Annotated in this window: 20 protein-coding genes and 1 pseudogene; 7 read left to right on the top strand and 14 right to left on the bottom strand. The window is 67.0% G+C overall.

The window, feature by feature from the left end; genetic code table 11:
* Positions 1-901 precede the first annotated feature (901 nt).
* A complete protein-coding gene (locus tag ACIHCL_RS34060) occupies positions 902-1708 on the top strand; it encodes a class I SAM-dependent methyltransferase (protein ID WP_399868131.1) in 807 nt (268 codons plus the stop codon).
* On the opposite strand, the gene ACIHCL_RS34065 is transcribed toward ACIHCL_RS34060, so the two are convergent.
* The 8 genes from ACIHCL_RS34065 to cas7u form a co-directional block, all read right to left on the bottom strand.
* Complete coding sequence (locus ACIHCL_RS34065; RefSeq protein ID WP_399868133.1) at positions 1659-2711, bottom strand: beta-ketoacyl synthase N-terminal-like domain-containing protein; 1053 nt, start codon at positions 2709-2711, stop codon at positions 1659-1661. The genes ACIHCL_RS34060 and ACIHCL_RS34065 overlap by 50 nt on opposite strands.
* A 35-nt stretch (positions 2712-2746) precedes the next feature.
* On the bottom strand, positions 2747-3964 hold the full coding sequence (locus ACIHCL_RS34070) for a beta-ketoacyl-[acyl-carrier-protein] synthase family protein (protein ID WP_399868135.1): 1218 nt from the start codon (positions 3962-3964) through the stop codon (positions 2747-2749).
* Positions 3965-3971: 7 nt separating this feature from the next.
* The gene (locus tag ACIHCL_RS34075; RefSeq protein ID WP_399868137.1) at positions 3972-4226 is read right to left on the bottom strand and encodes a phosphopantetheine-binding protein; all 255 of its coding nucleotides are present in this window, start codon (positions 4224-4226) and stop codon (positions 3972-3974) included.
* Positions 4227-4311: 85 nt separating this feature from the next.
* On the bottom strand, positions 4312-4821 hold the full coding sequence (locus tag ACIHCL_RS34080) for a hypothetical protein (protein WP_399868139.1): 510 nt from the start codon (positions 4819-4821) through the stop codon (positions 4312-4314).
* A 52-nt stretch (positions 4822-4873) separates the two neighbouring features.
* Positions 4874-6031, bottom strand: coding sequence for a hypothetical protein (locus tag ACIHCL_RS34085; RefSeq protein WP_399868141.1), 1158 nt, complete (start codon positions 6029-6031; stop codon positions 4874-4876).
* A 446-nt stretch (positions 6032-6477) separates the two neighbouring features.
* Positions 6478-8193, bottom strand: a complete 1716-nt coding sequence (gene cas3u, locus ACIHCL_RS34090) for a type I-U CRISPR-associated helicase/endonuclease Cas3 (protein WP_399868143.1) — start codon at positions 8191-8193, stop codon at positions 6478-6480.
* The gene (csb2, locus tag ACIHCL_RS34095; RefSeq protein WP_399868145.1) at positions 8190-9713 is read right to left on the bottom strand and encodes a type I-U CRISPR-associated protein Csb2; all 1524 of its coding nucleotides are present in this window, start codon (positions 9711-9713) and stop codon (positions 8190-8192) included. The genes cas3u and csb2 overlap by 4 nt, the downstream gene beginning before the upstream one ends.
* Before the next feature lie 4 nt (positions 9714-9717).
* Entirely contained in the window at positions 9718-10905 is a 1188-nt protein-coding gene (gene cas7u, locus ACIHCL_RS34100) for a type I-U CRISPR-associated RAMP protein Csb1/Cas7u (RefSeq protein ID WP_399868147.1), read from the bottom strand.
* Positions 10906-11636: 731 nt separating this feature from the next.
* On the opposite strand from cas7u, the gene ACIHCL_RS34105 reads away from it, so the two are divergent.
* A complete protein-coding gene (locus ACIHCL_RS34105; protein WP_399868149.1) occupies positions 11637-12191 on the top strand; it encodes a hypothetical protein in 555 nt (184 codons plus the stop codon).
* Positions 12192-12386: 195 nt separating this feature from the next.
* On the opposite strand, the gene ACIHCL_RS34110 is transcribed toward ACIHCL_RS34105, so the two are convergent.
* Entirely contained in the window at positions 12387-13073 is a 687-nt protein-coding gene (locus tag ACIHCL_RS34110) for an HNH endonuclease family protein (protein ID WP_399868151.1), read from the bottom strand.
* A 211-nt stretch (positions 13074-13284) separates the two neighbouring features.
* On the opposite strand from ACIHCL_RS34110, the gene ACIHCL_RS34115 reads away from it, so the two are divergent.
* Entirely contained in the window at positions 13285-13659 is a 375-nt protein-coding gene (locus ACIHCL_RS34115) for a DUF6207 family protein (RefSeq protein WP_399868162.1), read from the top strand.
* Positions 13660-13694: 35 nt separating this feature from the next.
* Here the strand turns inward: ACIHCL_RS34115 and ACIHCL_RS34120 are convergent, their stop codons facing one another.
* Positions 13695-13916: a hypothetical protein gene (locus tag ACIHCL_RS34120; protein WP_399868152.1), complete on the bottom strand. Its 222-nt coding sequence runs from the start codon at positions 13914-13916 to the stop codon at positions 13695-13697.
* A 536-nt stretch (positions 13917-14452) separates the two neighbouring features.
* On the opposite strand from ACIHCL_RS34120, the gene ACIHCL_RS34125 reads away from it, so the two are divergent.
* Positions 14453-14920: a hypothetical protein gene (locus ACIHCL_RS34125; RefSeq protein ID WP_399868153.1), complete on the top strand. Its 468-nt coding sequence runs from the start codon at positions 14453-14455 to the stop codon at positions 14918-14920.
* Positions 14921-14977: 57 nt separating this feature from the next.
* Here ACIHCL_RS34125 and ACIHCL_RS34130 read toward each other — a convergent pair whose 3' ends face one another.
* Positions 14978-16312: a NucA/NucB deoxyribonuclease domain-containing protein gene (locus ACIHCL_RS34130; protein ID WP_399868155.1), complete on the bottom strand. Its 1335-nt coding sequence runs from the start codon at positions 16310-16312 to the stop codon at positions 14978-14980.
* Positions 16313-16534: 222 nt separating this feature from the next.
* The gene (locus ACIHCL_RS34135; RefSeq protein WP_399868164.1) at positions 16535-17809 is read right to left on the bottom strand and encodes a competence protein CoiA; all 1275 of its coding nucleotides are present in this window, start codon (positions 17807-17809) and stop codon (positions 16535-16537) included.
* 590 nt (positions 17810-18399) lie between these two features.
* On the opposite strand from ACIHCL_RS34135, the gene ACIHCL_RS34140 reads away from it, so the two are divergent.
* Both ACIHCL_RS34140 and ACIHCL_RS34145 read left to right on the top strand, forming a co-directional pair.
* On the top strand, positions 18400-19245 hold the full coding sequence (locus ACIHCL_RS34140) for a hypothetical protein (protein ID WP_399868156.1): 846 nt from the start codon (positions 18400-18402) through the stop codon (positions 19243-19245).
* A gap of 470 nt (positions 19246-19715) precedes the next feature.
* A pseudogene (locus ACIHCL_RS34145) lies at positions 19716-20489 on the top strand (transposase); the annotation flags it as partial.
* 339 nt (positions 20490-20828) lie between these two features.
* Here the strand turns inward: ACIHCL_RS34145 and ACIHCL_RS34150 are convergent.
* Both ACIHCL_RS34150 and ACIHCL_RS34155 read right to left on the bottom strand, forming a co-directional pair.
* Positions 20829-21407: a hypothetical protein gene (locus ACIHCL_RS34150; RefSeq protein ID WP_399868157.1), complete on the bottom strand. Its 579-nt coding sequence runs from the start codon at positions 21405-21407 to the stop codon at positions 20829-20831.
* 195 nt (positions 21408-21602) lie between these two features.
* On the bottom strand, positions 21603-21773 hold the full coding sequence (locus tag ACIHCL_RS34155) for a hypothetical protein (protein ID WP_399868159.1): 171 nt from the start codon (positions 21771-21773) through the stop codon (positions 21603-21605).
* 780 nt (positions 21774-22553) lie between these two features.
* On the opposite strand from ACIHCL_RS34155, the gene ACIHCL_RS34160 reads away from it, so the two are divergent.
* On the top strand, positions 22554-25805 hold a 3252-nt coding region (locus tag ACIHCL_RS34160; RefSeq protein WP_399868160.1), incomplete at its 3' end, for a hypothetical protein.

The raw sequence follows: 25805 nt of genomic DNA on the forward strand, positions 1-25805 counted from the left end.
TGGGCGGCGATGGTTGCAGCGATCATCCTGGTGCCGCAGTAGTGCTGCGGCACGAACCGCAGAGACGCCCCAGCCGCGCGATGCGAGCCGCGCTTGCATCTCGGTGCCGCCGCAGTGGTGCTGCGGGACGAACCCACAGAGACGCTGGACGTCGGCAAGCAGTGCGCCGACTTCAAGCACTGGCCGCAGTGGTGCTGCAGGCCAAACCCGCAGAGACGTCGCCACGCCGACCATCAGGTGATACGCGGTGTAAACGCCGCAGTGGTGCTGCAGGACGAACCCGCAGTGACGCCCGTCGGGGTAGAGGTAGGCGTTGTCGCCAAATTCGCCGCAGTGATGCTGCGGGAGCTCTTCGCAGAGACGCGCGCTGGTTCCCCAGCAACACCCCGTTCGGCATGCGGTCGCAGTGGTGCTGCGGGCAGGCGGCGGCCCAGCGGCGCCTCGCCAAGCCGCAGTGGTGCTGCGGGACGAGCCCGCAGAGACGGGGCCTTGTGGATAATTACGAAACCGCTGGTCAGGGGCCCGCTGCAGTCTCCCGCTGGAACGCGCCGGATCGATTCTGGGAACGCGGATGGGGTTCTCGCAGGTCAGCAGGGGTACATCCGGCGACTGCCGACTGAGGTCTCCCCTCAAAACTGCACCGCCTGCAATGCGGGTCCTGGTCGGGGTGTGCTGCTTGGGTTTCCGGGAGCACTGCCGTCGACCCGGGCTGGCCAACAGGTCATCAACAGGTGCCGGGAACGAACACCTCAGCGGCAACAGGTCCCGAGAGCTTGAAGATGGCCACGTGGAAGGTGTGCCTCGTCCGACGACCGTATGAGCAGGAAGCCGGTCCGGATGGCTTCCTGCTCACCTCTGGCGTGCCGCTCGCTCCACGTTCGATGACGACACTCCCCTGCCCTTGGCCTGCTGGCAGCACGGTGATGGTGGCGGTAAATTGCTTTCTGTGGTAGATCACTGGTATTCGAGCCGGTTTCTGTCGGGCTTTTATGATTCGCTCTGTGAGGGTCGGCAGGACTTCGACTTCTATCTGCCGCTGGTGATGTCTTCCGAGGCCGTGCTCGATGTGGGTTGCGGCACCGGCGCGCTGCTGCGTCTGGCCCGGCGGGACGGCCATGCCGGGCGGTTGTGCGGGCTGGATCCGGCTGGTGCGATGCTGGAGCGCGCCCGCGAGCAGACCGACGTCGACTGGGTGCTCGGTGATCTTTCCTCGGTGGACTGGGACCGGGAGTTCGACCTGGTGGTGATGACCGGTCATGCATTCCAGGTGCTGATCGACGACGACGATCTGCGGATGTCGCTGGCCGCGATCCGCCGGGCCCTCACCGATGATGGTCGGTTCGTCTTCGAGATCCGGAACCCGGGCGTTCGCGAGTGGGAGGGCTGGACTCCGCGCACCGCGTACCAACTGTCCAACACTGCGGGTGAAGTCGTGGTTTTCTGGCGGGAGGCGGAGCTGCCGGTGACGGGTGACGTGGTTCGCTACAGGTCCGTGTTCCGCGGTGCCGGATGGGACAGGGAGCAGGTCAGCCCGGGTGTGGTGCGGTACCTGGATCCCGGGAGCCTGTCGGTTTTCCTGCGGGAGGCGGGTCTGGCTGTTTCGGAGCAGTTCGGGGGCTGGGGCAGGCAGCCGTTGACGGGCCGCAGTTCGGAGATCGTCACGGTTGCGGTGCGCGGGCCGGACGGCGGCGCAGGACAGCGCAGCTGACGGTGCCGGTGAGGTCGACAGCGGTGATCACGAGGATCGTGGCGGTCGCGGCTGGTACGGGGGTGGTGAGGGCGGCGGCGATCTGGAACGCGGATGTTGCGGAGGCGGTGTCGCCGATGGGCGGCGGCGGTATCCGGCGGGCGATGTCGGTGCCGAACAGGTCGTCGAGGGCCTGCTGTTCACGCTGTCCGAGTTCGCCGGTCGCGTGGGAGCCGAGCGCGGCCCACACCTGGTCGGGTCCGATGCGGCAGTGGTCGAGTGCCTCGTGGATGCAGTCCGGGAGCGAGGCTCCCGGGTCGGCTGCCGGGCCGGTGCGGTGCATGACGCACAGCACGTCGGTGACCGGCCGGTCGGCCAGGTGTGGGGCCGGCGGTTCGAGAAGGAACACCGCGCATCCCTCGCCGAGGGCGGTGTCGGTGGTGTCGCTCGGGCTGTGTTGGAGGTCCAGCACGGCCCGGGTGGGGCTGTACTCCTCGGTGGCGCCCACGACGACCCGGGCGGCACGCTGGTTGGCCAGCAGGCGGTGGGCGTAGGAGAGGGCGGACAGGCCGCCGGTGCGGCCCATGCTGATGGTGGTGTTGGGGCCGGTGAGCTTGTGCCAGATCGCGACCAGGCCGGCGGCGCAGTTGGGCACCCCGCTGGGGACAACGGCGGGGTTGACGTGGAAGGGCCTGGCGGACAGCAGCGAGCTGCGGGTGAAGTCCCACATGGCTTGCGGGCTGCCGGTGGTGGCCAGGACCACGGCGGTTCCGTCCGGGTCGGTGCGTGGGCCGGGGTGGTCGTGCGGGAGTGTCTGCAGGAGCTGGCCGACGGTGGCGACGGCGAGGGCGCTGGCCCGGTCCATCGAGCGGGTGCCCGCCTTGCCGAGGACAGCTCGGGGGTCGAAGTCCGGCACGTGGTGGACCGTGTGGGCGGGCCGGGTTGCCCGGGTGTGGGTGGTGTTGCCAGCCCCCAGGGGGGAGATGGCGGTCCAGGCGCTGATGACGGGTGGTGGCGCGGGCATGTGGAGGCTCACCTTCGTAAGGGGGCACCGGCCGTTCATGCGGGGGGCCGGCCGAAGACGACCACGGCGTTGTTCCCGCCGAACGCGAAGCCGTTGTTCTGCACGATGCGGATGTCGGCGTCGACGGCGGTGTTGGGGACGCAGTTCACCGCGCAGGCCGGATCGGTGCGGACGTGGTTGACGGTGGGGGGGATGAAGCCATGGGTGATGGCCAGGACGGACGCGATGCCGCCCAACGCACTGGCGGCGCCCATGGTGTGACCGATCATGGACTTGATGCCGGTCACGGATGGAGGCGCGGAACCGTACACCTCGTTGATGGCGCTGCTTTCCACCGTGTCGTTGGTCTGGGTGCCGGTGGCATGTGCGCAGATGAGGTCGATGTCCTCAGGCTTGCTGCCCGCGTCGTGCAGAGCCAGCCGGATGCTCCGCACGATGCCGGACGGATGCGGGGTGAGCTGGTGGTAGGCGTCGCAGCTCAGGCCGTATCCGAGGACCTCGCCGTAGACGCGGGCGCCTCGGGCACGGGCGGCGGCCTCGGTCTCCAGCACGAGCACGCCCGCTCCTTCTCCGGTGACCAGCCCGCGCCGGTCGGCGTCGAACGGCCGACAGACGTCGGGGTCCAGCAGCCCGAGCCGGTAGAAGCCGGTGAAGTTCCGCCGGCAAAGGGCGTCGGCGCCACCGCACAGGGCGAAGTCGGCCTCGCCGCAGCGCAGTGCGTCAAGGCCGGTTCCGATGGCGTAGTTGCCGGCGGCGCAGGCGGTGCCGATCGTGGTCGCCTCCGCCCGGGTCAGGCCCAGTTCCCGGCAGACGGTCACCGACAAGGCGGCGGCGGGCACCCGGGCGACCAGGGCGGGGTCGATGACGTCGGAGCCATCGGTGATCTGCCGCTCCACGGCCTGGTCGAGTTCGCGGGAGCCGCCATCGGTCGTTCCAATGGCCACCAGCCCGCGTTGCGCGCGTAGCATCCGGTCGGCCAGTCCCGCGTCCATGACGGCCATCCGTGCGGCGACGGCGGCGAACAGGGCAGCCCTGCCCACCGTCCCCGGCACGGTGCGGTGCAGCCAGTTGGCGGCGTCGAATGCCGGGACCTCGTAGGCGTTGGCGTAGTCGAACCCGCTGGTATCGAACAGCGTGACCGGGCCCGCCCCGCAGCGTCCGGCCCGCAGCGCGGCGGTGAAGGCGGTGGCTCCGAGGGCGGTGCTGCACACCACTCCCAGTCCGGTGACCACGACCCGGTGCGGGCCGTTCACCGGGTGCTCACCGTGCGTTTTCCGTGGTGGCGGCGGTGGCCCGCGCGACGACCTCCCGGGCGCCCCGGAGGTGGATCAGGTGGGCCGCCTCGGCCTTCTCGATGACGATGTCGAATTCCCGTTCCAGCTCTGCCTGAATCTCGATGATCCGCATCGAATCGGCGCCGTGATCCTTGAACAGGCTGGTCTCGGTGACGTCCGACTCCTCGACCTCCAAAAGCAACAGGACGATGTCCCGGATCCGGTCGGGGGCAGTGGTCATGGATGGTTCCCTTTCGCTGGACACCGCCGGATGGTCCGGCGAGATGGCCCAAGGCCCCGAGCAGGTCAGGCCCCGACCGTTTCGGCTACGACAGCGGTTGGTCGGTGACCACGTACGCGGGCGTGTACAGCATCCCCGGGCCGCCGACCCACCCATAGCTGTCGTCCTTCTCGTTGTGCTTCAGGATCCGGGCCCGTACGTACCCCTGGTAGAGGTAAGCCTCATTCCCCGGTTCCACCTCGACGCTGTAGGTCTCCGTCGTCGACTTCGACCACTGCTCGCTGAACGTCAGCGTCAGCGACGTCGTCACCGAAGCCTTGGAGAACACCATGTTGACTTCGACCGAGCTCTCGATGGAAACGCTCTGTCCGGTGGTGAAAGCGAACCCGGTCGTGACGGACTTGTCGTACTTCGCCGTCGCACCTTCCGAGCTGTTCCCGACATGCATGAGGCACTGCAGGTCCTGGGAGAAAAGGGTCATCGCCAGTTGCTCGCTCTCCTTCGTCGAGACCAGCGGCCCACTTAGATCGAACGTTTCCTTGCTTGCCTGCGGGGGTTTGTCGAAAACCACGATCTCTTTCGGAACAGGCGGCATTTTCAAGCATCCTCTCTGAATCCGTCCGGTAGGCACGGACGGTGGGGGGCGGTCAGCCCCCGGCAGGGCATTCCTTGTTAGTTTCGGGCCACGTTCCGTACTGAGGATTATCCTCGTACCATTCCTTGACCTCCCGGCAGACGGCATCACACTTAGCGGTGACATACTTGTTGTCCAGACACATATCACTGAAACCCCTAACGCCCGAGTACTGCATTGCACGGGAGTCCATGTCCATGGTCACATCGTGCTGGTCATCCTTTCTGTCGCTTTTATCCTTGTAGCCTTTCACCGTGAGATCGTAGTGGAGAGCTACGATACCCACACCCATAGCCATCTGGTTCTCGGCGTCGTAGTCCTCCGCCAGATAGATGCGCCGAAAATCATTCAGGTTGTAATCCACTTCCCCCGTATCCACCGGTTGAATGTAGGTGCTGATGAGGGCCTCCAGGTCAGCCGCATCCACATCACGGGCGACCATTGACACCACCATCTGGCACGATTCCTTGAAGAAGCCAACGATCGCGTCTGAGGTCCTCAGCTGCCTCTTTTGCCCGGGTACGCTTTGGGCGCGGCCCAGAAACAGCTCACCGGCTGCTTCGTACCTTTCGGGGAGTCTGTTGAAGTTTTCCTTTTCCTGGATGCTCCCCAGCATCGTCGCGTACGGCCCGGTGATCCCACCCGTCGGGGAAGGCGTCCAGTTGCCGGTGGCCACGGGTTCCTGGCCCATGTCGGCCATCCGGGCCAGGAACGAAACCGCGGGAGACCCATATCCTGCGACCCAATCGGTGATCCGTCCGCCCAGGCCACTGTTTGCTTTCAGTTGCTCGACGAACGATCGAGCCGATTTTCCCGGTGCGTTGATCGTGTTGAACAGTTCCTGACCCGCCCGGTCGTTGGCGACCAGTTCCTGGACGAATCCGCGCGTCCCGGCCTTCGCCGTGCCGAGGATCCACATCAGGTTCTGCACCTTCGGGTCCGCGTCCGCCAGGCCATCCGTCAGCTCTTGCGCACCCGAGGTCAATCCCGCCGCCATGACCTGACGCACATCGGTCCCCAGCGCCGCCGCCCGCGCATGGAAATCCTCGATGTCCCCCGCGATCATGAACGCCTGGAGATTCGACGGCCTCAGCGTGGACCGCACCTCCTCGATGGACTCCTGGAGGTGAGCGGGTGTGGTCTCCTCACAACTGAGACCGACATCGTTCATATTCTGCCTCATGCTTTCCGGCGTGACTTGCGTAGGAGCCTGTGACTTGACCAGCTGAATGGGCACCTTGTTCGGGACAGGGGGCATCTCAAATTCCCTTCTGAAAGACACTGCGACCCAGGAGGTACATCGCCCCCTGGGGATAGCATCGGCCGCGGCCTCGATTTACGGCGCGCAGGCGAACTAAATTGGCCGGGTCAGGCCGTGAGGAGACCGTTGCCAATCCTCAGCGCACTGAAACATCCCTGCAACTTCCGCACGGGCCCGCATTCCGCCAACAGTTTTCACCTCAAGCGAGCAGGGTTAACCCTCGATCTTCTGTCACGGACCACCGCCGAACCTGTCCCATGCCGAGGCCACTGGAAGTCCGACAGCACAATGCGCGTCGGCACATGAGTCCACCTGGGCATGAACCGGCCAAGAAACACCACGCCAACGGCGGACGCTCAGTTGCGTGGCGGGGATGGCCACCGTTTCGGCCGGGTGCGGGGGGGGGATCTGCCGCATGCGGGCCGCCCACTGGCCGAAGTCGGGGCCCCCTTGTGGTCCACCGGTCTCCTGGAGGTCGGCGCGCCACAGGTCTGGACGTCTTCGGGGGTGGTGTCCAGGCCGTGGAGGAAGGGCGCGGGGGCTTGGTCGGGGACGGGTGCGGGGCTGGTTCGGGTCCAGGAGTTGAGGAGGGTGCGGTGGACCACGGGAATGCGGGGTGGTGCCACGTTCAGGAGGGTGGTGTCGGTGTCGGTGAGCAGGCCGGGCAGGGCGAGCGGGTTGAGCAGTAGTCCGTCGGGCAGTGCCTTGGTGAGGGCTGTGGGTTCGAGACTGGCGGCGGGCTGTGCGGGGGTCTGCTTGGTCAGCCAGTTCCAGGTGTGTTCGGCGGCTTCGCCGTAGACGGGGATGGAGGACTGGTCGGTCTGGGTGCTGGTACGGATCACGAGGGCGGGGGCGAGGTGGAGGTCGCCGGTGCGGTCCAGTCGGCCCAGGCGCTGGATGAGCGCGGCGAGGGAGGCGTTCTCGGTGATGAGGCCGGCGAAGGAGATGTCGATGCCGACTTCGACGGTCTGGGTGGCGACGACGACGAGCGGCCTGGTCCGGTCGGCGCTCACGCCGTTGAGGAGTTCGGTGACCAGGGGGCTTGCCAGGAGGCGTTCGCGGTCCAGGGTGCGCGAGCGTCCGGTCAGCAGCAGCGTGTCGATGTCCTGGCGCTGGGCCAGCAGCTGATGGGTGGTCCGGGCCGTTCGGATGGTGTTGGCGACCACGCCGATCACGGGGCGTTCCGCGGTCGGCAGCAGGGTGTCGAGGGTCAGTTCGGCGGCGTGTGCGAAGGCTGCGGCGGTGTCCTTCGGACCGGAGGCGTCGAGCAGTGTCAGGCGGCGCTGTGCTCTGAGCCGTTTGCCTGCCACGGGGTGGGTGCGGTCGGCTTCGGTGATGGCGTGGCGTGGCCGTCCGGGACCGGTGGAGGCGGTCGCGGAGAGGCTGACGGTCTTGACGGCGCGGTTGGCGAGGGCGGGGTGGGTGGCGGTGTTCTGGTAGGCGGCGCAGTCGGTGGCCGTGGTGAGCAAGGGGAGGGCGATGTGGGCCTCGTCGATGGCGAGCAGGGCGTCGGTTCCGCACAGTGCGGCGTCGATGGGGTGCATGCGGGGGCTGGTGTGGTAGCCGCGGAAGAGGAGGCGGCTGCCGTACTGGTCGACGGTGGAGGTGATGACGGCCGGCTGTGCGGGAGAGCGCAGCCAGCGTGAGGCCCAGTCGGTGCCGCCGCGCATGCGTACGCATTCCAGTGCTGTGCCGGTTGCGCCGATTTCGCGCAGGGTGTCGGCGACGCGACCCGTCAGGGTTCCGGGGTGGGCGGTGTCGAGTGCCTGCTGGAGTGTGCGGGCGGTTTCGTGGGCCTGGTCGACGACCAGGCGCCGGTCGACGACGAAGAACAGGCGCAGTGGCACCGTTCGCCGGGTGGTGGTGTGCTGCCAGGCGAGGAGGAAGGCCCAGCTGTCGATGATGCTGGTCTTGCCGAGGCCGGTGGGGATGTCGAGGTCCGGCCAGGTGCCGGTGCCGGCGACCTGGTGGAGGTAGGCGGTCTGCCAGGGGAAGGGGCGGTGGCCTCGGATCTCCTGGACGAAGCCGGGGAACTCCTCCAGATGCAGGCCGGTGCTCGGGCGGGGGGTCATGCCGGTGTCTCTCCCGGGTGGGTGGGCAGGCACAGGCCCAGACCGTAGTTCTTCTTGCTGCCGAGCAGTACCGGGCCGGTGACGGGCTGGGCGAATCGCAGGCGGACGTGGCGGGAGAGGAGCGGACGCTCGTTGGCCTTGCGGCGCAAGGCGCGCGCCGGGAGGGTGGGGGCGCCGGCTGTGTAGGCGCCGGTGCGCAGGACGTCGACGGTGACGGGTGCGGGGAGTCCGGCGACGCGGCAGCTGGCGGTCACCGATTCTTCGATTTCTCGACCGTTGCGCTTGGGGAGGAAGTCCAGGACCATCGGCAGCGCGGTGGTCCATTCCCGTGCGGGGCGCGTCCAGTGCTGCGGCCGCACGGTGCGGATGGACTTGGTCTGTGTGGCGGCCGCGCTGATGTAGGTCAGGGGGACGGGTCCGGATACGGCCGGGATGTTCAGTTCGCGCAGTCCGCCCCCGGCGCGCAGCAGGATAGCCAGCAGGGCCCGGCGGTGAGCCGGATCCAGGTCCGAGGGCAGGGCGACACCCACGCCGCGCAGCCGGCCGTCGGCGTGCCGGTGTCCGACGAACGGGTAGGCGACGAACGCGCACAGCCGCCGGTCGTCTTCGGGGTGCTTGTGGCCGTGCACGGCCACCATCGTGTTCACGTTGTGGCCGGCCGCGTCCAGCAGGGCGGACACCGTGCTCCGCAAGGCGCCGGTGACCTTCAGGGTGAGTGCCGGGTCCAGGGAGAAGCCGGGCGGGAACGCGAAGGACAGCAGATTCGAAAACGGGCCCTGCATCATCTGTGGTTCCTCGTCATTCTTGACCGCGCCGCGCAGGACGTAGTGGTGTGGGCGGGCTTGCTGGTAAGCGCTCTGGCCCTGTTCGTGAGCCCATCGCAACCGCTCCAGCAGGCCGGGGTAAGGGGTACGCAAGGACTGTGTGCCGGTCCGGTGGGGCCCGCTGTTGCGAGCCGGCTCCCACACCTGCCACAGGTCCTCGTCCGGAGCGCTGCCTTCGGCGGCGCCCTGTTCCGGGGCATCTGCTCCAAGGAGGTCTTCATCGGAGGGCAGGACCGTGGTGTGCACGAAGGCATGACCGGTGGCCCGACCGATGTAGGGCACGGACTTCGCGAGCATCTCCAGCACCGCGTGGACACCGGCTGGCGGTTCGGCGGGCCACTCGAACACCACCGTCGGCTCGGCCAGGACGCGCTCGGGCCAGACCTTCGGCTTTCCGCCGGCCGTCCGGCCGGGCAGCGCGCCGTGACTAGGCTTCTTCTCGACCGCGTTGGTCGGCACCCAGGCCCCGCGTGGGGCCGCGGCCTCCGTGGTGTGCACGGGGATCCGCACGGTCGGCGCGGGCTGCTGTTCCAACCACCGAAGTGCCGCATCCTGGACCGGGTCGTGAGGGTCGGCCACCGATACCAGGCCACAGAACACCCGGTAGGGGTGCGGAGGCCATTCCGCGCGGGCACGATCGAGCGTGGAGGCCTGGTAGGCCGGATCCAGCAAATGAACGTCAATACGGAACGGCACGATGTCACGCGTCCTCGACCGCGCCGACGCCAACAGTTTCGTAGGACTTGGCGATCGCCTGCTGAAGACTCGCGTTCGGCCGCAGCCCGAGCGGTGCGACGGGCCACTCCAGCCCTTCCTTGACGGCCCGCTCCAGCGCGGTCTCGAACAAGGCGAGCATGTCGGAAACGGTCACGGCCTCCAGCGGCCGGGTGACCGGGCGGCCGACCTGGCCACGCTGGACCCACTCCAGCTGCTCCGAGACGACCACCAAGTCGCAGCCGGACCGCAGATGCAGGCCGGGCGAGGCGAACGCCAGCCGGTCACCGAGAAGCGCGATCGCCGCCAGCAGAGCCCGCCCGGCCGCCGCGAACTCCTCGCTCATCCCGCCGAACCGCAAGGACGCCAGCTGGGCCATGGACACGGTCGCCTGCCGGTGCACCGCCTTGACCGACACACCGCCGATCTCCTCGGACGGCGGGATCACGCCGTGCCCCAGCTCCGACATCCGCGCGGTCACCACACCCTTGGCGGGCTTCGCCCCTTGCACGGGACTCCACCCCGTCCCGGTGACCTCGACCGTGTCACCGGCCAGATTCAACCGGTCCACACGACCGGCCGCACAAACACCGGCCAGCGGAGCGACACCGTACATCTCCGACGTGTAGGCGCGGGGAACCTTGACCTGGATCCGCCGCCTACGGTGCGAATCCCACACCCCGTACACCAGGTCGGAGGGAACCAGCCGCAGATACACACTCAAGTCCGCGGAGGAGGCCTGGCGCAGCGCGGCGCCGGGCTCCGTCTCGTCGAACGTCGTGCCGTCGTTGTCCTGCGCGTCGCGGAAGTAGGCGTCACGGGAGCGGTGGGGGGCCTCCATGCTCGTGATCCGCACCGGCATCCCTTCAGCCTCGGTCGTCAGCTCCAGGTGAGGAATGAACAGGTCCTGCCGGCGTACGGCGTCCAGCAGGGCCTGCTCGCACCGGTTCGCCTGGGACTGGCGCTGGTCGAGGAGCACAACAGTGACCTGTTCGCCGTCCACGTAGCGGGGCTCGGTCAAGTACCCCGCTGTATCAGTGGCGTTGAATTTTACCGTGGGCGGGAAGATCCGTTCCCCCGGGCCGCCCGTCGGTTCGTAGACCGCCCGGACACGGATCGCCCCGTCATCCGACTGCGCGCTGGCTGCGGCGAGCAGCCTCTCGTAGAGCTTCACGATGTTGATCGACCTCCAGTACAGCGACCACCGGCCAGGGCTGCTGTGCCGTGACCCACCCACACTGCGGACGAATCACAGCGAGACGGGCAAATCGAAGCAAGACACCTGCACCTGTTCAAAGTCCTGCTTCGGCACGGGTGGTCGGCCTGACAGTGGCCGCCGCTAGGATGCCCGGCCGCCATGAAGCCGGCCCGCGCGACCGGGCGGACGGACCTGCCCGATCGCGATCCCGCCCCCTCGTACGGCCTTATGGGCCAGCGAAGAGCACTCGTTCGAAGGCAGGGCCAAACGAGCACCGCGGCGCGTGCGAGCGGGGGCGGGGACCTGCCGGGCGTCTCACCGCACCGGGATCACGGACCCCTGGCGACCGGAGTAGCCCCTGACGGTAGTGGCGGGACGGAACCACGCGGTCACCGCCTCGGGAACCGCGGATCGCGGCGCGCACCTCACCGCCCCGGACACCAGAGGGGCAACCTCCGGGATCACCCCGGTACGGCGCTTTCCGGGCGAGGCCGGGCTCTGGGCACGGGTGTATGCCGACGTGCACCGTCCGGGCCTGGGCGGATGAAGGGCGACGGCGCCCACCTCGCGGCCTGATCACATACGCAAGTGAAACGCTCAGAAATCGAGCATTACTTGTCAGCCTTCAGCGTTCTCGTATTCCGGGGCATAGAGTGCGGTCACGCGAGATCGTTCCGCAGGGTGCTCCGCACGGGCAGGGTGAGTGAATGGCGAAGCAACGAGCGGATTCCCCCTGTGTGCTGCCGGGAGACCCTGCCTGGATCCACGATGCCAGATACGTGCAGGACATCCTCGCCTCTCTCGCTGCTGCAGCGGCGGTCGCCCACGACTACGGAGATCCCGAGAAGTACGTCCTGCCGCACCTTCCGTTCCAGGTCGCGGCCGACACCATCGGCCAGATCCGATCCGACCTGCCACCTGCTCGCCACGACACTGTGTATCTGATGGCCCTGCCTGCTTTCCAACTGGAGGCTCTGTGGCAAGTCCTAGGCGTCTTGCAGCGTGCACGGGACGCGGACGAGGACGCCACCGAGGTCTTGGACCTCGTTCGCGACTACGCAATGCGCTGCTGCCTCCCGCCGCGCCGTGTCGACGATGTGGTGTCCGACATGGAGCGCATCCTGGCCATCCTGTCGTTGGACATTCCCGCAGTCCACAAGGTGTCCACCACGCTGCTTCTCGAGGGCGAGCGTGACGACGCCTTCCGTTCCGCGCGTGACGAACTGTTCGCTGCATGGCGCGCCGCCGGCATCGGTCCATGACAGCCCTTGGGGAGGAATGCTGGGTGGCACCAAGGTTCACCACCGCATACCCACCGTCCATTCCTCACCCAGGGACAGCGGCCGGGCAGGGTGTCCTGTCTCCCCTGTCCCCGCGGCAGATCGGGGCCGGACGCCACCCGTCCGGCACTCAGGCGGCCTCCCGCTCGATGCCGCCCGGTGTTCCGCGTGAAGAAGTCAGCGCTCGCAGGTATCGAGCATCCGGGACAAGGCGTCGACCTCGGCCGGGTTGGCGGTGAGGTCATAGTCGGCCTTCACGCTGATCCAGGCCCGGCTGTAGGTGCAGTGGTACGACTGAAGCGGCGGGCGCCAGTTCCCCGGGTCCTTGTCGCCCTTCGACCGGTTGCTGCCCGCCGACACCGCGATCAGCTGCGAGTGGACCAAGTCGTTCGCGAACGATCTTCGCTCGTCCGCCGACCATTCGGACGCCCCCGACCGCCATGCCTCCTTGAGCGGGACGATGTGGTCGATGTCGATGCCCGAGGTGGACTCGATCGTCCGCCCGTCGTACTCCGAGAACCAGGTCCCGCTGGTCGCGCGGCACTGGTCGTCCTGGACCACGTCCTGGCCGTCACGCTGGAGGACAACTTCCCGTGTGTCGCAGGTGCCGTGCTGCGTGATCCAGTGGGGGAACTTGGAACGGCTGTAGCCGGGGACGTCGTTCTCGTCGGCCACGACGAGCTGCCCGAGCAGCTCCCGGGCCTTCGCGGCGTCGGGAGGTTCGGGGAGATCGCGGACAGCCGCGGCCCGGTCGACTGGGGTGTGGTGGGTGACGGCGGTGGCGGGGGCGGTGGTGACCGCGAGACCGGTGACCACCGCGGCGGCCGCGAAGAAGGTGGTGGTACGGCGCAGATGACGAATCATGCCCCTGATGCTTCAGAGACCCCAGAGAGAAGAATCGTTGCTTCTGTCCGGGATCACCCGAACGTGCAGTGACGCGCTGCGTCGGCCTCGGACGCCCTGAACTCCGTCGCAGGGCCGCCCTGATGGAACGTTGATGACGTGACGTCACCCATGAGGGCGGATCAGGCTGGTCTTGGAGGAACCTGGCAGGTGGATGCTCGTCGGTACGGGCATGGAACCGATCCACGAACAGCACCTCAGCGAGCCCGGGCTTGTCGTCCTCGACATCACCGCGGCCGACGAAGCGACCCTCCACGCGGTCATGAACGCGCTCGACCAGCTCTGGGCGACGTCAGGCACCAGGCCCGCGCGACGGGTTCCCGGACCGGGGAACGCTGGGCGGGCCGCCGGTGAAACGGGCGCACGTAGGAGGCAGGCCACCAGTGACATACGGTCCTGGTGGCCGGGGTTCTTTCACCTTTTCGGTGATCGTTCTTCACCCTCGGCCTCCCGCGCCCCGGGAACCAGCGCGTCCTGGCCTCGGGGCGCATCCGTTGCTGCTCCTGGCGGGCGGGGTCCTTTGGTGGAGCGCCTCGCCTTGTTGTGACCTTGTGCTGCGACGAACCGAGGCTGTACCCGCTGTCAGCGGAAGTGAGCCCCCAGGTCGTAGCCGCTCCTGCTCGGGGAGCAGTAGTGGTCGTCGATCTTCCCCGCCTTATACAGATTCTGGGCCTCCTGCTCACAGGCGGCCTTGGTGGGGAACGAGCCGACGAATTGCCAGGGCTCCGCCTGCGCGACGCCTGCCCCGGCCATACCGAAAGCGGCGCTGGCAGCCAGCGTCACAGCGACGGTACGAATCTTCATGTGTACCCCTTATCGAGTCTCGCTCCTCGCCTATGTAGCGGAAATCCACACATTGGCGCTTTTACTGGTTCGATGCTCCCATTCGTCCGATGTCGGCTCCAGGATCGCCACCGGCTGTTTGTTCTTCGGGGTCCACGACGACCATGCCGTCGAGATCGGCCAACGTCGGACTGGGAGTCGAAGCCGCGGACCACGAGGACCGGGATGCCGTACTCGGCCAGCCAGCCGGTGAGGAGCTGCTGGAGGGTGTCCTTGCTGACCGAGGAACCGGGCGAAGCCCCGGTCCGCGCGGGCCAGCAGGGCCGGGGAGGGAACACCACAGGAAGGCGGCTGGAGACCGCGGCCCTCCTGGGCCGGGGCCGGCGCCGTCGGTGCGTGCAATACCGGCTGACGAGGCGGGGGCGCCGGTGTTCAGCCGGCGCCCTCACCGCCGGCGGCCAGTGGTTCCCACGATCATTGCGCGAATGAGAAGCGGTGCAGAGGCGCCGCTTACCATCTCGGAGAAGACCGGCAGTTCACCACCGAAGGGAACGTTCGTGGCGCAGATCGTCCGGCAACAACGTGTGGAAGCGTATGTGGGGTACCACGCGTTCGGGTTGCAAGAATCCGACGACGCGGACCTACCGGTTGCTTTCCCGGACGAGTTCGACTTCGGCGTATTTCTCAGCACTCATCCCGGGCGCCTGGACATCACCAGCGGCGGCCACACTCACACCGCAACGGTGAACGTCGAGGTATGGGACGGGGCTCCTCCCCCGCAGGATCCGGCTGGCTGGGACGAGCAGGCCGAAGCCGGCCTTGAGTCCAACAGCGGACAACTGGCGGTCTGGTCCATGCACACGGGCCGGATGGGCGAGGTCATCACGCTGGCAGAATCCGGCGGCTCCTGGCGGGTCCGTGTCAGCTGCGCCGGCCGGGCAGAGGCCGCTGCCCTGTCGGAGGGCGACGGCACCGGCGTCGGGGTGGAGCGCTACCTCATCCAGTTCTGGCCGACGAACACGTAGACGAGGAGCGCGTCGGCGGGGTGGTCTGGTGTCCGCGCCGCCGACGCGCATCTCAGGTCAGGAGACGATCTTGACGATGAAGCCGTCGTCGAGTCCGTCGAGGACACGGTTCTTGCCGTAGAAGCTCTTCAGGATCAGGCCGCCAGCCTGGTTGTCGGCTTTCGGGATGGGCTTGGCTGAGAAATTGAACTTCCGGACTTCCGGGTCGTACTCGGGTTCCGCCGCTCCTTCGTAGGTACTGGCGAACGGGTACTCGTCGCACTCCTTGCCGCCATTGGTGTAGTTGGGTCCCCAGTACCGCTTGCACTGCTTGACAGCCGCAGCGCGGTTCTTGTCATTGCGGCTCTGGCTCACCGTGCGGTGCAGTGGGTCCTTCGCAGTCTGTCCGGGCACCTTCTTCGCCGACATGTACGGCTTGGTGTCCTGCGGGACGAGGAACGCCTGACGGATGTGCGCGGCTTCAGCCTGCTCCTCCGCACCCTTCTTCGCGCTCAGGGTGAGAGCGGTGAGGTAGCTGAAGGTAGCCGCGCCCTTCTTCTCCGGCTTGCCGCCACCGGTCGAATTGGCCAGGTACGACGCCGACTCCCAGCGGGGGACGAGCATGAACAGCTTGCCGCCCAGTGCCCCTTGCAGTGTCCACCCTGGCGGAGGCGTGTAGCTGATGGCCGGCTCGTAGACCGCGAAGAGCAGGTCCAGGTTCTTCTTGCTGCCCTGCCCTGGCTTGGCGGTCACCGTCTCGTTGAAGGTCCGCTGCGCCTTCAGCTGGGCGAACGTCTTCGTACCTGGCATCTTGCCGCCCCGGATGTACTTCGCGCCGGTAGGCCAGCTCTGCGGAATGTTGCCCTTGGTCGTGATCGGCATGGCTGACGCACCGGTCGTACCGGTGGTCAGGAAGTCGGTGAAGTAATACTGGAAGTTGATGACGCGACTGTTCTTGGCGATCGGGCCCACGACGCGGACGTTGAACATGCTCTCGCCGACCGGCTTGTTGCTCCGCATCCATGTCTGCAGGAACGACGCACCATTGCACACCGCGAACCGCGACTTGACGAAGAACGACTTGTCGCTGCCCAACCCCTTCTTGCACTCCTCGAACGTCATCGTCCGGGCCGGTTCCGGAGCGGCCGCCGAAGGTCCCACCGCCGACTGTGCCGCAGAATCGCTCTGCGCCAGAGCCGTACCGGACGGTCTGTGCGACAGCGGTGCGTACGAGGCCGCCGGGCCGACCGTTTCCAACGGCAGACGCGCCCCAGGCTCCGCCTGCGCCACCAGATTCCGCAGGCGCTGCATCCCGGAGCCGCCCTGCAGGTCCTCCAGCGACGGCTTGGCCGCGCCCACCGGCAGGACGTACGACTCCACCCTCAGGTCCCCCGGACCGCCTGCGCCTGCCACCGCAGGAGTTGCTGCTGACACTACAGCCAGTGCTGTTGCGGCCGTCAGCAGCCGTGTGCCGAACCGCCACCACGCTCTGTACATCAAACAAACCCCCGAACATGCGTCATGCCAGGCCTCACGCCTGGCACTGGTCACATCCCACCCTTCCGAACAAGCGACCGAAAACGAGAAGGGTGCGCTGTTGCTGTCTTGATCACCTCGGAACCTTGTCCGAGACCATCACCAGGCCGGCGGCCTCCGGCTCCTGACCGGGCCGCACATCACCGGCCTTATGACACAGCAAGAGTCTGTGCCGGACTTTGTCCTAGTACTGCGTACGCAGAGGATGCGTCTGGTTGTCGGGTTCAGCACCGCGACCTTCAGCGGAGAGCGGGCAGCGGCCTGGATGCGCGAGAGCCAGGTCTGATTCGGCACCAGGATCGTCAACCCCGCTGGCCACTTGACGAGCGCTCCGGGATCCGGGCAGACCACACCAGCAAGATTGAACCCGCTGTTCTCCCACCTCGGCCGGGCGTAGACGAGTAAACCATTGCCGTGAGCGGGACTCAGGTCCCCGTACCTGATCGCCATACCTGAAGCGGAGCGGACCATCTGCGTGAAAGCCCCCCACACCGCGACACCCAGGCCCGTCCGCTCGAAGAACCCCGACAAGCGCCGCAGCTCCGCCTTCCGCTCCTCTGCCCGCTCCCGTGCCCGCCGCTCGACGTCACGGCGGCGTTGGGCAGCAGCGACCGCTCGCTCCTCAGCGTCCTGGCGTCGACGCTCGGCGACAGCCGCCCGCTCGACGGCTTCAGCCTCTGCCTCCATCCGCGCGCGTGCCACGGCCAACTCCTCGTACGCAGAGGCCGTCCACCACACCGTGCCGTTCACCCCAGTGTGGGCACGCACGCGCCCGCCCAGGATCCACTTGACCGTGTCACCAAGCGGGCAGGTGATGTGCACCCACTTCGCCTTCGCCTTCAGCGTGCATGGTGCCCACATGTAGCGCGCCATCCCATGCCACACCGCCCAGGCCTCACCCCGCTGGCGTGGGAAGCGCACCCGCAGCGAGGGCACCACGCGCTCCCACGGCCGGTCCTGCAGAGCAACCCAGCACACCGCCACTCCGCCCCGTGAGTAGCGGTCCGTACGCATCCGCGCCTCGTCGGGTGTCATGGGCGATAGCTGAGCCTCTAGCGCCATGAAGGGACGGTCGTTCTCGTCGAAGACCATCACGTCGGCCCGCCAGTTCCGGGTCTCGCTGCTGACTTCCAGCTCCGCTCGCCACCCTGCCGCCCGCGCGGCCATGGCGAGCTCCAGCTTCAGCAAGTGGTGCTCCGGCGACTCGTTCGCGAGCTCGCAGCCCAGCGGACGAACCTGGTGGTAGAAGTGCCGTACACGGTGCTGCGAGGCCCGGGCAAAGACCCGACCGCCGCACTCCGGGCATGCCAGCTGCAGTCCTTTGACTCGATTCACCTCTGTCCAGGCGGAGCCAGCCGCAGCACCCCCTGCCAGAGCTCACCGCGACCGCCTTGCTGCGCCCTGGTCGAGCAGGTCGTGGACCTGCTGCCAGCGCTCCACTCATCCGTTGCTGGGTGCCTGCTGTTCTGTGTCACGGATTCCGCGGCCCGCCGTCGTGGACCACCGGCGTTCTTCCGAACCTCGGCTCCCAGCGGGGCCAGTACGAGTACGTCACCAACGGTCTGGGTGTTTCGAAACCCGACTATGTCGGGGTGGGCAGAGATGTGTTTGGTTTGTGGGCCGGGGCCTCGACACGGCCAGCCCTCGTTGATGTAGAACGCCCCCTGCAACCGATTCAAATCGGCCCATTTTTTGTGATATCAGGCCATCAAGCGTCGCCTGCTGGCGGGCAAGGTCTACGCTGCAACCTGCTGGCCAATGCGTGATATTCCCTTCATGCGTCGGTGATTCGGAGATTCTTACACCTGTCACGTCGGCCACGCGGCGAGAGCACGACATGCAACTGGACCCCTAGTCGCATAAACGGTCATTGGCACCTCCGCTGAGAGAATGTGAAGAGTGAAGTAAGTCAGCGTCATTGCGTCGAATGGTTCAGTGTCGCGACCCTCTGAAAGGAATAACCCTTGAGTACCTTCATCAAGCGAATCGCCGGCCTGGCTGTAGCGGGTGCCACGTCGATCTCACTGGTCACTCTTAGCACCCCGGCCGCTCACGCGGACATCGTGTCGTGCGACACCCTCAAGAAGCAACTGGACACATCTGGCACGACCGGTGCTGGTATTCAGCTGAGCCCGTACGGGCAGCCCGGAGGCGCGTCGACTGCCATTGCCCTGAAGTATTTAGCTTCATATGCTCTCGCGCACGCCCAGAAATGCGAGTTCCTTAATGTTCCGGAAAACCCGTACCACGAGTACGGTGCCGAGCCCGGAGAGAAGGGGATTGGACACAGCTTTGCTCTGCAGACGGACGCTTACTCGAATAAGTGTGCCGGGGTGATCGTCGAAGTCCAAAGGGGCGGATTCCTGAACGGGGCAGGCAACAATGTCGGTTCCTGTAAGAACGACGACCGTGAACTCCCCAAGAGCTATTTCGCTTATGTGGCAACTGGTGCGAAGGTTGACGGGTTGTGGGCATATAAGCTCATGGTGACTGATGGTCCACACTACGGCAAGTGTGTCGAGATTTCAGATAAACCCCACGCAGGCCAGCCCACAGCGCGAGTCGCGGAAAAATGTGACAAGGTGAATACCTATTTCGCGAGCAGGTATCACAGCGGAGGATGGGTCTGGTCCCCCAAGGGATACTATATGGAGGCTTATCAGTTGCACGGGTCTGATTTCAAATACAAGGGCACGCTCACCGTCGAGTACAACCAGCCGGATGGGGTCGTCACGTTCAGGCCCCAGGACTACCACCACCCGAAGGAAGAGCAGCACTTCCATTATCGCCCCGAGGGTCTGCGGGTCTGAAATGAAATAAGAGCCTCTGTTAAATAGGGAAAGGCTCTGGGTGCGCCATTGGCGTTCGTCGCGACAAATTCGATCAGCGCCTCCCCTCCGCAGATCAGGTGCCGTCACGCCCCGTTTTCTGCCCGCCAGCCGGAAGAGACAGGGCGCGACGGAACCCCTCATTCCTTGCAACGAACCCCAGCTTTCCGGCGGCACAGGGGAGGTCTTCATGCCGGTCCTGCCGCCCGGGGCCGATGGTGCGCGAGAACCCTCCGGTCAATCCGCTGCGGGAGCCAGCGGGCTTGAGGAGGGCTCGCATGACTCCCCCGAAACCGGCGAGGCTCTCGGGTCCTCCAGCCGTTCGCTGTGACCGGGCAGCCTGATGGGGTGATGGTGGCTGGTTTTCCCTGGTGGGTGCGGCATGGATCACTAGCCTGCGCGTTTCATCCGGGGGCGCGTCCGGATCGTGATCGGAAAAGCGAAAGTGCCTTCTGAGCTGCAACGATGAGGCTTGTCTAAGGTCCCAGTCGTACCAGCAGGAAGGCACTTTCTGCGTGCACATTACCCGGTCACGCCCCAAGCTCGTCGTCAGCACCGACGGGAACGGGGTGGCCAACCACGCCGGCTCGCGTCTGCTCGCGGATCTGGCGGACGCCACCTCGCTGACCAGCGTCTTCAGCGAAGCCCTGCACCGGCTGCGGCCACGCGGGACCGGGCACGACCCCGGCCGTGTCGCGGTGGACCTGGCGGTCATGCTCGCCGACGGCGGCGAAGCGATCGCCGACCTGGCCGTGCTGCGCGACCAGCCCGAGATGTTCGGCCCCGTCGCCTCCACCCCGACCGCCTGGCGCGCGCTGGCCGGCATCGACACCACGGCCCTGAAAGCACTGCGGGCAGCCAGAGCCCAGGCCCGCGAAATCGCCTGGCTGCAAGCCGACGAGACCGGACATCCCATCCCCGCATCCCACGCCGAAGGGCGTGAACTACCGGGCCTGGTCCTGGACATCGACGCGACCCTGGTCGCCTGCCACTCCGAGAAGGAACAGGCCGCCGCCACCTACAAGCGCGGCTTCGGCTATCACCCGCTACTCTGCTTCCTCGACAACACCGGCGAAGCCCTCGCAGGCATCCTGCGGCCGGGCAACGCCGGAGCGAACACCGCAGCCGACCACATCACCGTCCTCGACCAAGCCCTCGCGCAGATCCCCGACGCCCACCGCCACGGCACCGGAATCCTCGTCCGCGCCGACAGCGCGGGCGGCGCGAAGCGGTTGCGGATCCGGTCCGCGGTGCCGCGCTGGACCTGGTGGAAGCGGATCGTATGGCTGTCGGTCGCCGTGTACAGCGCGACCGGCAACGAGACGAGCCCGAAAGCGACGATCCCTGTCCATACGGGTCTGGCCATCATGGATCACCACCTCGATCTGCGGTGTCGTGCTTCTGGACCCCTTCCCCGCACCGGCCCTGATCACCCCTGCCGGGGGCATCGGCAACCCCGCAGGGCCGCCCCGCCAGTCGCCGCCGGCCGCCGGGGACGGGCGCGGAGATCCGCGGGCCGCACATGATTGCGCGGCCCGGCAACCAGCGGGCCCATGCTGCGGGGTTCAGCGGCCGAGTGCGTAGCGGGTGAGGCGGGAGCGGGCGCTCTCTTCGCTGATGCCGAGTGCCTGGCCGACGGTGTCCCAGGAGGGGCCGTCGGGGGTGTCGAGGCTGAACGCTGCTTCACTGGCCGTCTGTCGGGTGAGGCGTTCCAGGGTGGCGACGGCGCGGAGCGCGGCCAGGGGGTTTTCGTCGGCGAGAGTGGTGAGGTGTTTCTCGGCCTGGTCGAGGAGGGCGAGGAGTTCCGTGGGAACCGGGGTTGTGCGGTTCTGTACGTCGGTGATGTGGGCGTTCCAGTCGTGTTCGGGGCCGGTGGTGTCGGTGAGGTAGGGGCGTCGTCGGTCGACCGTTTCCCAGTCGAGGGGGTAGTGGCGTGTGCTCCGCCAGCCGCAGGAGCAGGCGGCGCGCAGGTGGGTGGCGACCGGGGCACCGAGGGTGCCGTCGTAGACCCACCAGTCGCGGCTCTGGTGCATCGTGGGCCCGCTCCCGGCATCGAAGTACACCGGGCCGGGCTCGGTGCCGTCGGCCAGGAGGACGCCGGGCCGGCCCTCATGCTCGGCACCGAACTCCTCGGACTCCCACATGGCGATCCCCTCTCTTCCCGCCGTCCCGGCGTGGCACACCCGAACCGGGCCGAAGTACTCGTCCACTGACCCTGCCCGACCCGCGCCGGCTCCGGCAGGCGAATACCCGAACCGGTGAATCCCCCGGGCTTGATCAGGGATGTGCCGGCGTTCTGAGGTGCAGCCCGTTCCTGTGCCCATAAAGGTTCATCCGGTTCAGGCTCCGAGCGTGACGTCGGCCGCCGCAACAGCCCCGGGCTGGGTGGCCGCCTTCAGTTCCATCCGCCGCTTCTCCAGCTCCTCGCCGGTGAACGACGCCCAGTACCGGTGCGTGCCGACGGTCTCTGACAGGGCCAGGCACTGGCCTGAGTGCCTGGCGGTCCCCATCGCGTGGTAGCGAGTGGTGGCTGATGCCGGGCACGGCGCCAGTGACGGCCTGGGCTTCTGCGACTGCGGCCGCCTCATTCTTGACAACCACGACCTTGCCCGCGCGGTCCTGACTTCACTTCGCCGGGCAGCGCCAACCTGGCCGCGTGTCAGAGCCTGCCGTTTGTCACCCTGTCCGTCCGTGATCCAGGACCTCGTAGACCCCGCCACTGGGGCGGCCACCCGGCGATCCCCCATGTCCACCGACAAGCAAATGCACCGGAATCACCTGGAAAAGATCAACGGAACCTATCTGGCGAATCCAGTTTGAAACATGGTCAAGCTTGATTTTAAGCAGCGAACTAGCGCAAGGCGTCGAATTAAGCGTGATCTTGTCAAATGGGACAGATCGCGTCCATACTTCCCCAGGAACGACCCGAGATCACAAGCGACGTGACCAAGCATCAGGCGAATCGGGAGCTTCGTCCTGTTGCGAGAGGTTGCCCCGCAGTCTCGGCAACGCTGCTTGCTCGCATCCTGAACGGAGCCACGATGCCCTCATCTCGACCAACACTCCGCATGCTTCCTCGGGCGCGAATACGAAGTTTCCTGGCAAGTCTCGCCGCTATGGCGATAGCGGTCTGCATGGCTCTCGGAGCCGTTGCCATGACGCCTGCGCCCGCCCAGGCGGCCTCGACCAGTTGCGGTTATGGGACGGGTGGGCCTGGCGCAGGCACCCTGTGCTGGTTGGACATGTCGTCTTACAGCGAGGCGCAGGCGACCTCGCCGGGTGGTCAGCCCATGTCGCTGACCTTGGCGGGCGGCTACCAGGTGTCGTTCGTTCTGAAGAAGTCGACTCCGTCCGGAACGGTCGGGAGTGTGGTGGCCCCCCGGAAGGCACCGCTTGAGAATCGCTTCTCGTTCGGGACGGCCGGATACGTCGGCGTCCCCGGTTCCCCGATTCTCTACAGCGGTACCGAGACCGGCAACAAAGGCGTGAAGCTCGCCCTCAGTGACATCGTGGTCAAGGACAACAAGGGCGTACCGGTGTCCGGGTTCCGCCTGGTGATCGCGGACGCCGAGAACAACATCCAACGCGAGTCGTTCACGTGGAGTTCGGACAAGCCGCTCACCCAGGTCGGCGTCCTGCAACCGGCCGCTCCAGCCGGATGCACACTCCCTCTCCAGGGCATCGGTACGAACACCGTGACGTGCACAGGGAAGGGCGCCGACCCGGCGCAGCCCATCCCGAACTCCTACTACAACGCCGTCCTTGTCGGCGCGGACACGCCGACAACGCTGTCGCTCGACATGCGCACGTACGCTCGCTCGGGAGTCGCGTTCGCCGTCCAGACGTCGCGGTTCACGGTGAACAAGCAGGTCGTGGACCGAATCAACGCCTCGGACTCCTTTGACGTCTCCGTGGTCTCCCCTGAGGGCAGCGCCCTCGCCACCGGTTCGACTGGCACCGATGACACGGCCACGACAGGGCCGACGACTGTACTGAACCAGCCGGGCGGCGGAGCCTTCTCTCTCTCCGAAGCGCCGACCGCCGGCACACCAACAGTGCTGTCGAACTACGCGCAGCAATGGTCGTGCAGCAACGCGGCGTCCGGCTCTCCCACGCGGATGCCTCAGGCGGACTCCGGCACGTCTGTGTCGATCACACCGGCCGCCGGAGACGACATCACCTGTACCGTCACCAACACCGCGCTCGCGGCCTCGATCGAACTCGTCAAGCACGCGGGTACGCCCACCGATGTGAACGCGGATGGACTGGTCGACGAGGGTGACACCATTCCCTACACCTTCACGGTGAAGAACACTGGTCGGCTCGCGCTGCGCGGGATCACGGTCTCGGACCCGAAGGTCGGGGCCGTGGACTGCCCGCAAGACACTCTTGCACCAGGAGAGTCGCAGGTTTGTACCGCCGCGGCTCCGTACACGATCACCGCAGCTGATGTCCTGGCCGGCGGTGTCGACAACACCGCTACGGCGTCGGGGTTCCCGTCGGGAAGCGACACTGCGGTGAAGGCCGCACCGTCGACCACGCACACCCCTACGACGAAGCCTGCCCCGGAAATCTCCCTCGTCAAGTCGGCCTCTCCGTCCGACGCGGCCGCTTACACAGCCGGCCAGCCCATCACGTACACCTTCGTGGTGACCAACACGGGCAATGTGACGCTCAAGGACGTGAAGGTCGACGAGGGCGAATTCACCGGTACCGGCAAGCTGTCCCCGATATCGTGCCCGAAGGAGGCGGCCTCGCTGGCACCGGGTGCGCAGGTGACCTGCACCGCCACGTACACGGTCACGCAGGCTGACGTGGACGCGGGCTCGGTCAAGAACTCGGCCACCGGCACCGGTACCCCGCCCAAGGGCGAGCCCCCGGTCTCACCGCCGTCCGAGACGACCGTCCCGGCGCCGTCCGACCCGGCGCTGACCGTGGTCAAGACTTCCTCCACCGACAAGCTCGTCGCCGATGAGAAGGTCACCTACGACTTCGCCGTCACCAACACGGGCAACGTCACGCTGAAGGACATCAAGGTCAAGGAGGGTGAGTTCACCGGCCACGGCGAGCTCGACTCCGTCGTCTGCCCCAAGGAGGCCGAATCCCTGGTCCCGGGGGCGACGGTGACGTGCACCGCCACCTACACGGTGACTCAGGCCGACGTGGACGCGGGCTCGGTGAAGAACAGCGCCACCGCCACTGGTACTCCGCCCAAGGGTGAGCCGCCGGTCTCACCGCCGTCCGAGACGACGGTGAAGACCGACGACGACCCGGGCCTGGCCGTGGTGAAGACCGGCCACAGCAGCGATCCCGACAAGCTGACCCTCGGCGAGGAGATCACCTACGACTTCGCCGTCACCAACACCGGCAACGTCACACTGAAGGACGTCAAGGTCAAGGAGGGTGAGTTCACCGGCCACGGCAAGCTCAGCCCCGTCAGCTGCCCCGCCAAGGAGACTGAGTCCCTCGCCCCGGGCAAGACCGTGACCTGCACCGCCACCTACACGGTGACCCAGCAGGACATCGACGCAGGCTCCATCACCAACTCCGCCACCGCCACCGGCACCCCGCCCAAGGGCGAGCCCCCGGTCTCACCGCCGTCCGAGACGACCGTCCCGGCACCGGAGAAGCCTGCCCTGTCCGTGGTCAAGACCGGCCACAGCAGCGATCCCGACAAGCTGACCCTCGGCGAGGAGATCACCTACGACTTCGCCGTCACCAACACCGGCAACGTCACACTGAAGGACGTCAAGGTCAAGGAAGGTGAGTTCACCGGCCACGGCGACCTGAGCGCGGTGGTCTGTCCGGCCAAGGAGGCCGAATCCCTTGCGCCCGGTGCGCAGATGACGTGCACGGCTACCTACACGGTGACCCAGCAGGACATCGACGCAGGCTCCATCACCAACTCCGCCACCGCCACCGGCACCCCGCCCAAGGGCGAGCCCCCGGTCTCACCGCCGTCCGAGACGACCGTCCCGGCACCGTCAAACCCGGCGCTGAAGGTCGTCAAGTCGGCCTCCGCCGACACACTGGTGGCGGGTGAGAAGATCACGTACAGCTTCGCCGTCACCAACACCGGCGACGTCACGCTGAAGAACGTGAAGGTCGACGAGGGCGAGTTCACCGGCCACGGCAAGCTCGACCCCGTCAGCTGCCCGACAGAGGCTGCATCCCTCGCCCCGGGCAAGACCATGACCTGCACCGCCACCTACACGGTGACCCAGGCCGACGTGGATGCCGGTTCGGTGAAGAACAGCGCCACCGCCACCGGCACCCCGCCCAAGGGCGAGCCGCCGGTCTCCCCTCCGTCCGAGACGACGGTGAAGACCGACGACGACCCGGGCCTGGCCGTGGTCAAGTCCGCCTCCACGGCGAACCCGGCTGTCGGGGACGAGATCATCTACAAGTTCGCCGTCACCAACACCGGCAACGTCACGCTGAAGAATGTGAAGGTCGACGAGGGCGAGTTCACCGGCCACGGCAAGCTCGACCCCGTCAGCTGCCCGACAGAGGCTGCATCCCTCGCCCCGGGCAAGACCATG

The organism is Streptomyces sp. NPDC052042 (assembly GCF_044548345.1).
Lineage (GTDB): Bacteria > Actinomycetota > Actinomycetes > Streptomycetales > Streptomycetaceae > Streptomyces.

Excerpts from the sequence above, each read along its gene's own strand:
- ACIHCL_RS34065 (WP_399868133.1), bottom strand. The coding sequence starts at position 2,711 with ATGCCCGCGCCACCACCCGTCATCAGCGCCTGGACCGCCATCTCCCCC.
- ACIHCL_RS34075 (WP_399868137.1), bottom strand. The coding sequence starts at position 4,226 with ATGACCACTGCCCCCGACCGGATCCGGGACATCGTCCTGTTGCTTTTG.
- ACIHCL_RS34080 (WP_399868139.1), bottom strand. The coding sequence starts at position 4,821 with ATGCCGCCTGTTCCGAAAGAGATCGTGGTTTTCGACAAACCCCCGCAG.
- ACIHCL_RS34085 (WP_399868141.1), bottom strand. The coding sequence starts at position 6,031 with ATGAACGATGTCGGTCTCAGTTGTGAGGAGACCACACCCGCTCACCTC.
- cas3u (WP_399868143.1), bottom strand. The coding sequence starts at position 8,193 with ATGACCCCCCGCCCGAGCACCGGCCTGCATCTGGAGGAGTTCCCCGGC.
- ACIHCL_RS34105 (WP_399868149.1), top strand. The coding sequence starts at position 11,637 with ATGGCGAAGCAACGAGCGGATTCCCCCTGTGTGCTGCCGGGAGACCCT.
- ACIHCL_RS34110 (WP_399868151.1), bottom strand. The coding sequence starts at position 13,073 with ATGATTCGTCATCTGCGCCGTACCACCACCTTCTTCGCGGCCGCCGCG.
- ACIHCL_RS34115 (WP_399868162.1), top strand. The coding sequence starts at position 13,285 with ATGGAACCGATCCACGAACAGCACCTCAGCGAGCCCGGGCTTGTCGTC.
- ACIHCL_RS34120 (WP_399868152.1), bottom strand. The coding sequence starts at position 13,916 with ATGAAGATTCGTACCGTCGCTGTGACGCTGGCTGCCAGCGCCGCTTTC.
- ACIHCL_RS34150 (WP_399868157.1), bottom strand. The coding sequence starts at position 21,407 with ATGTGGGAGTCCGAGGAGTTCGGTGCCGAGCATGAGGGCCGGCCCGGC.
- ACIHCL_RS34155 (WP_399868159.1), bottom strand. The coding sequence starts at position 21,773 with ATGGGGACCGCCAGGCACTCAGGCCAGTGCCTGGCCCTGTCAGAGACC.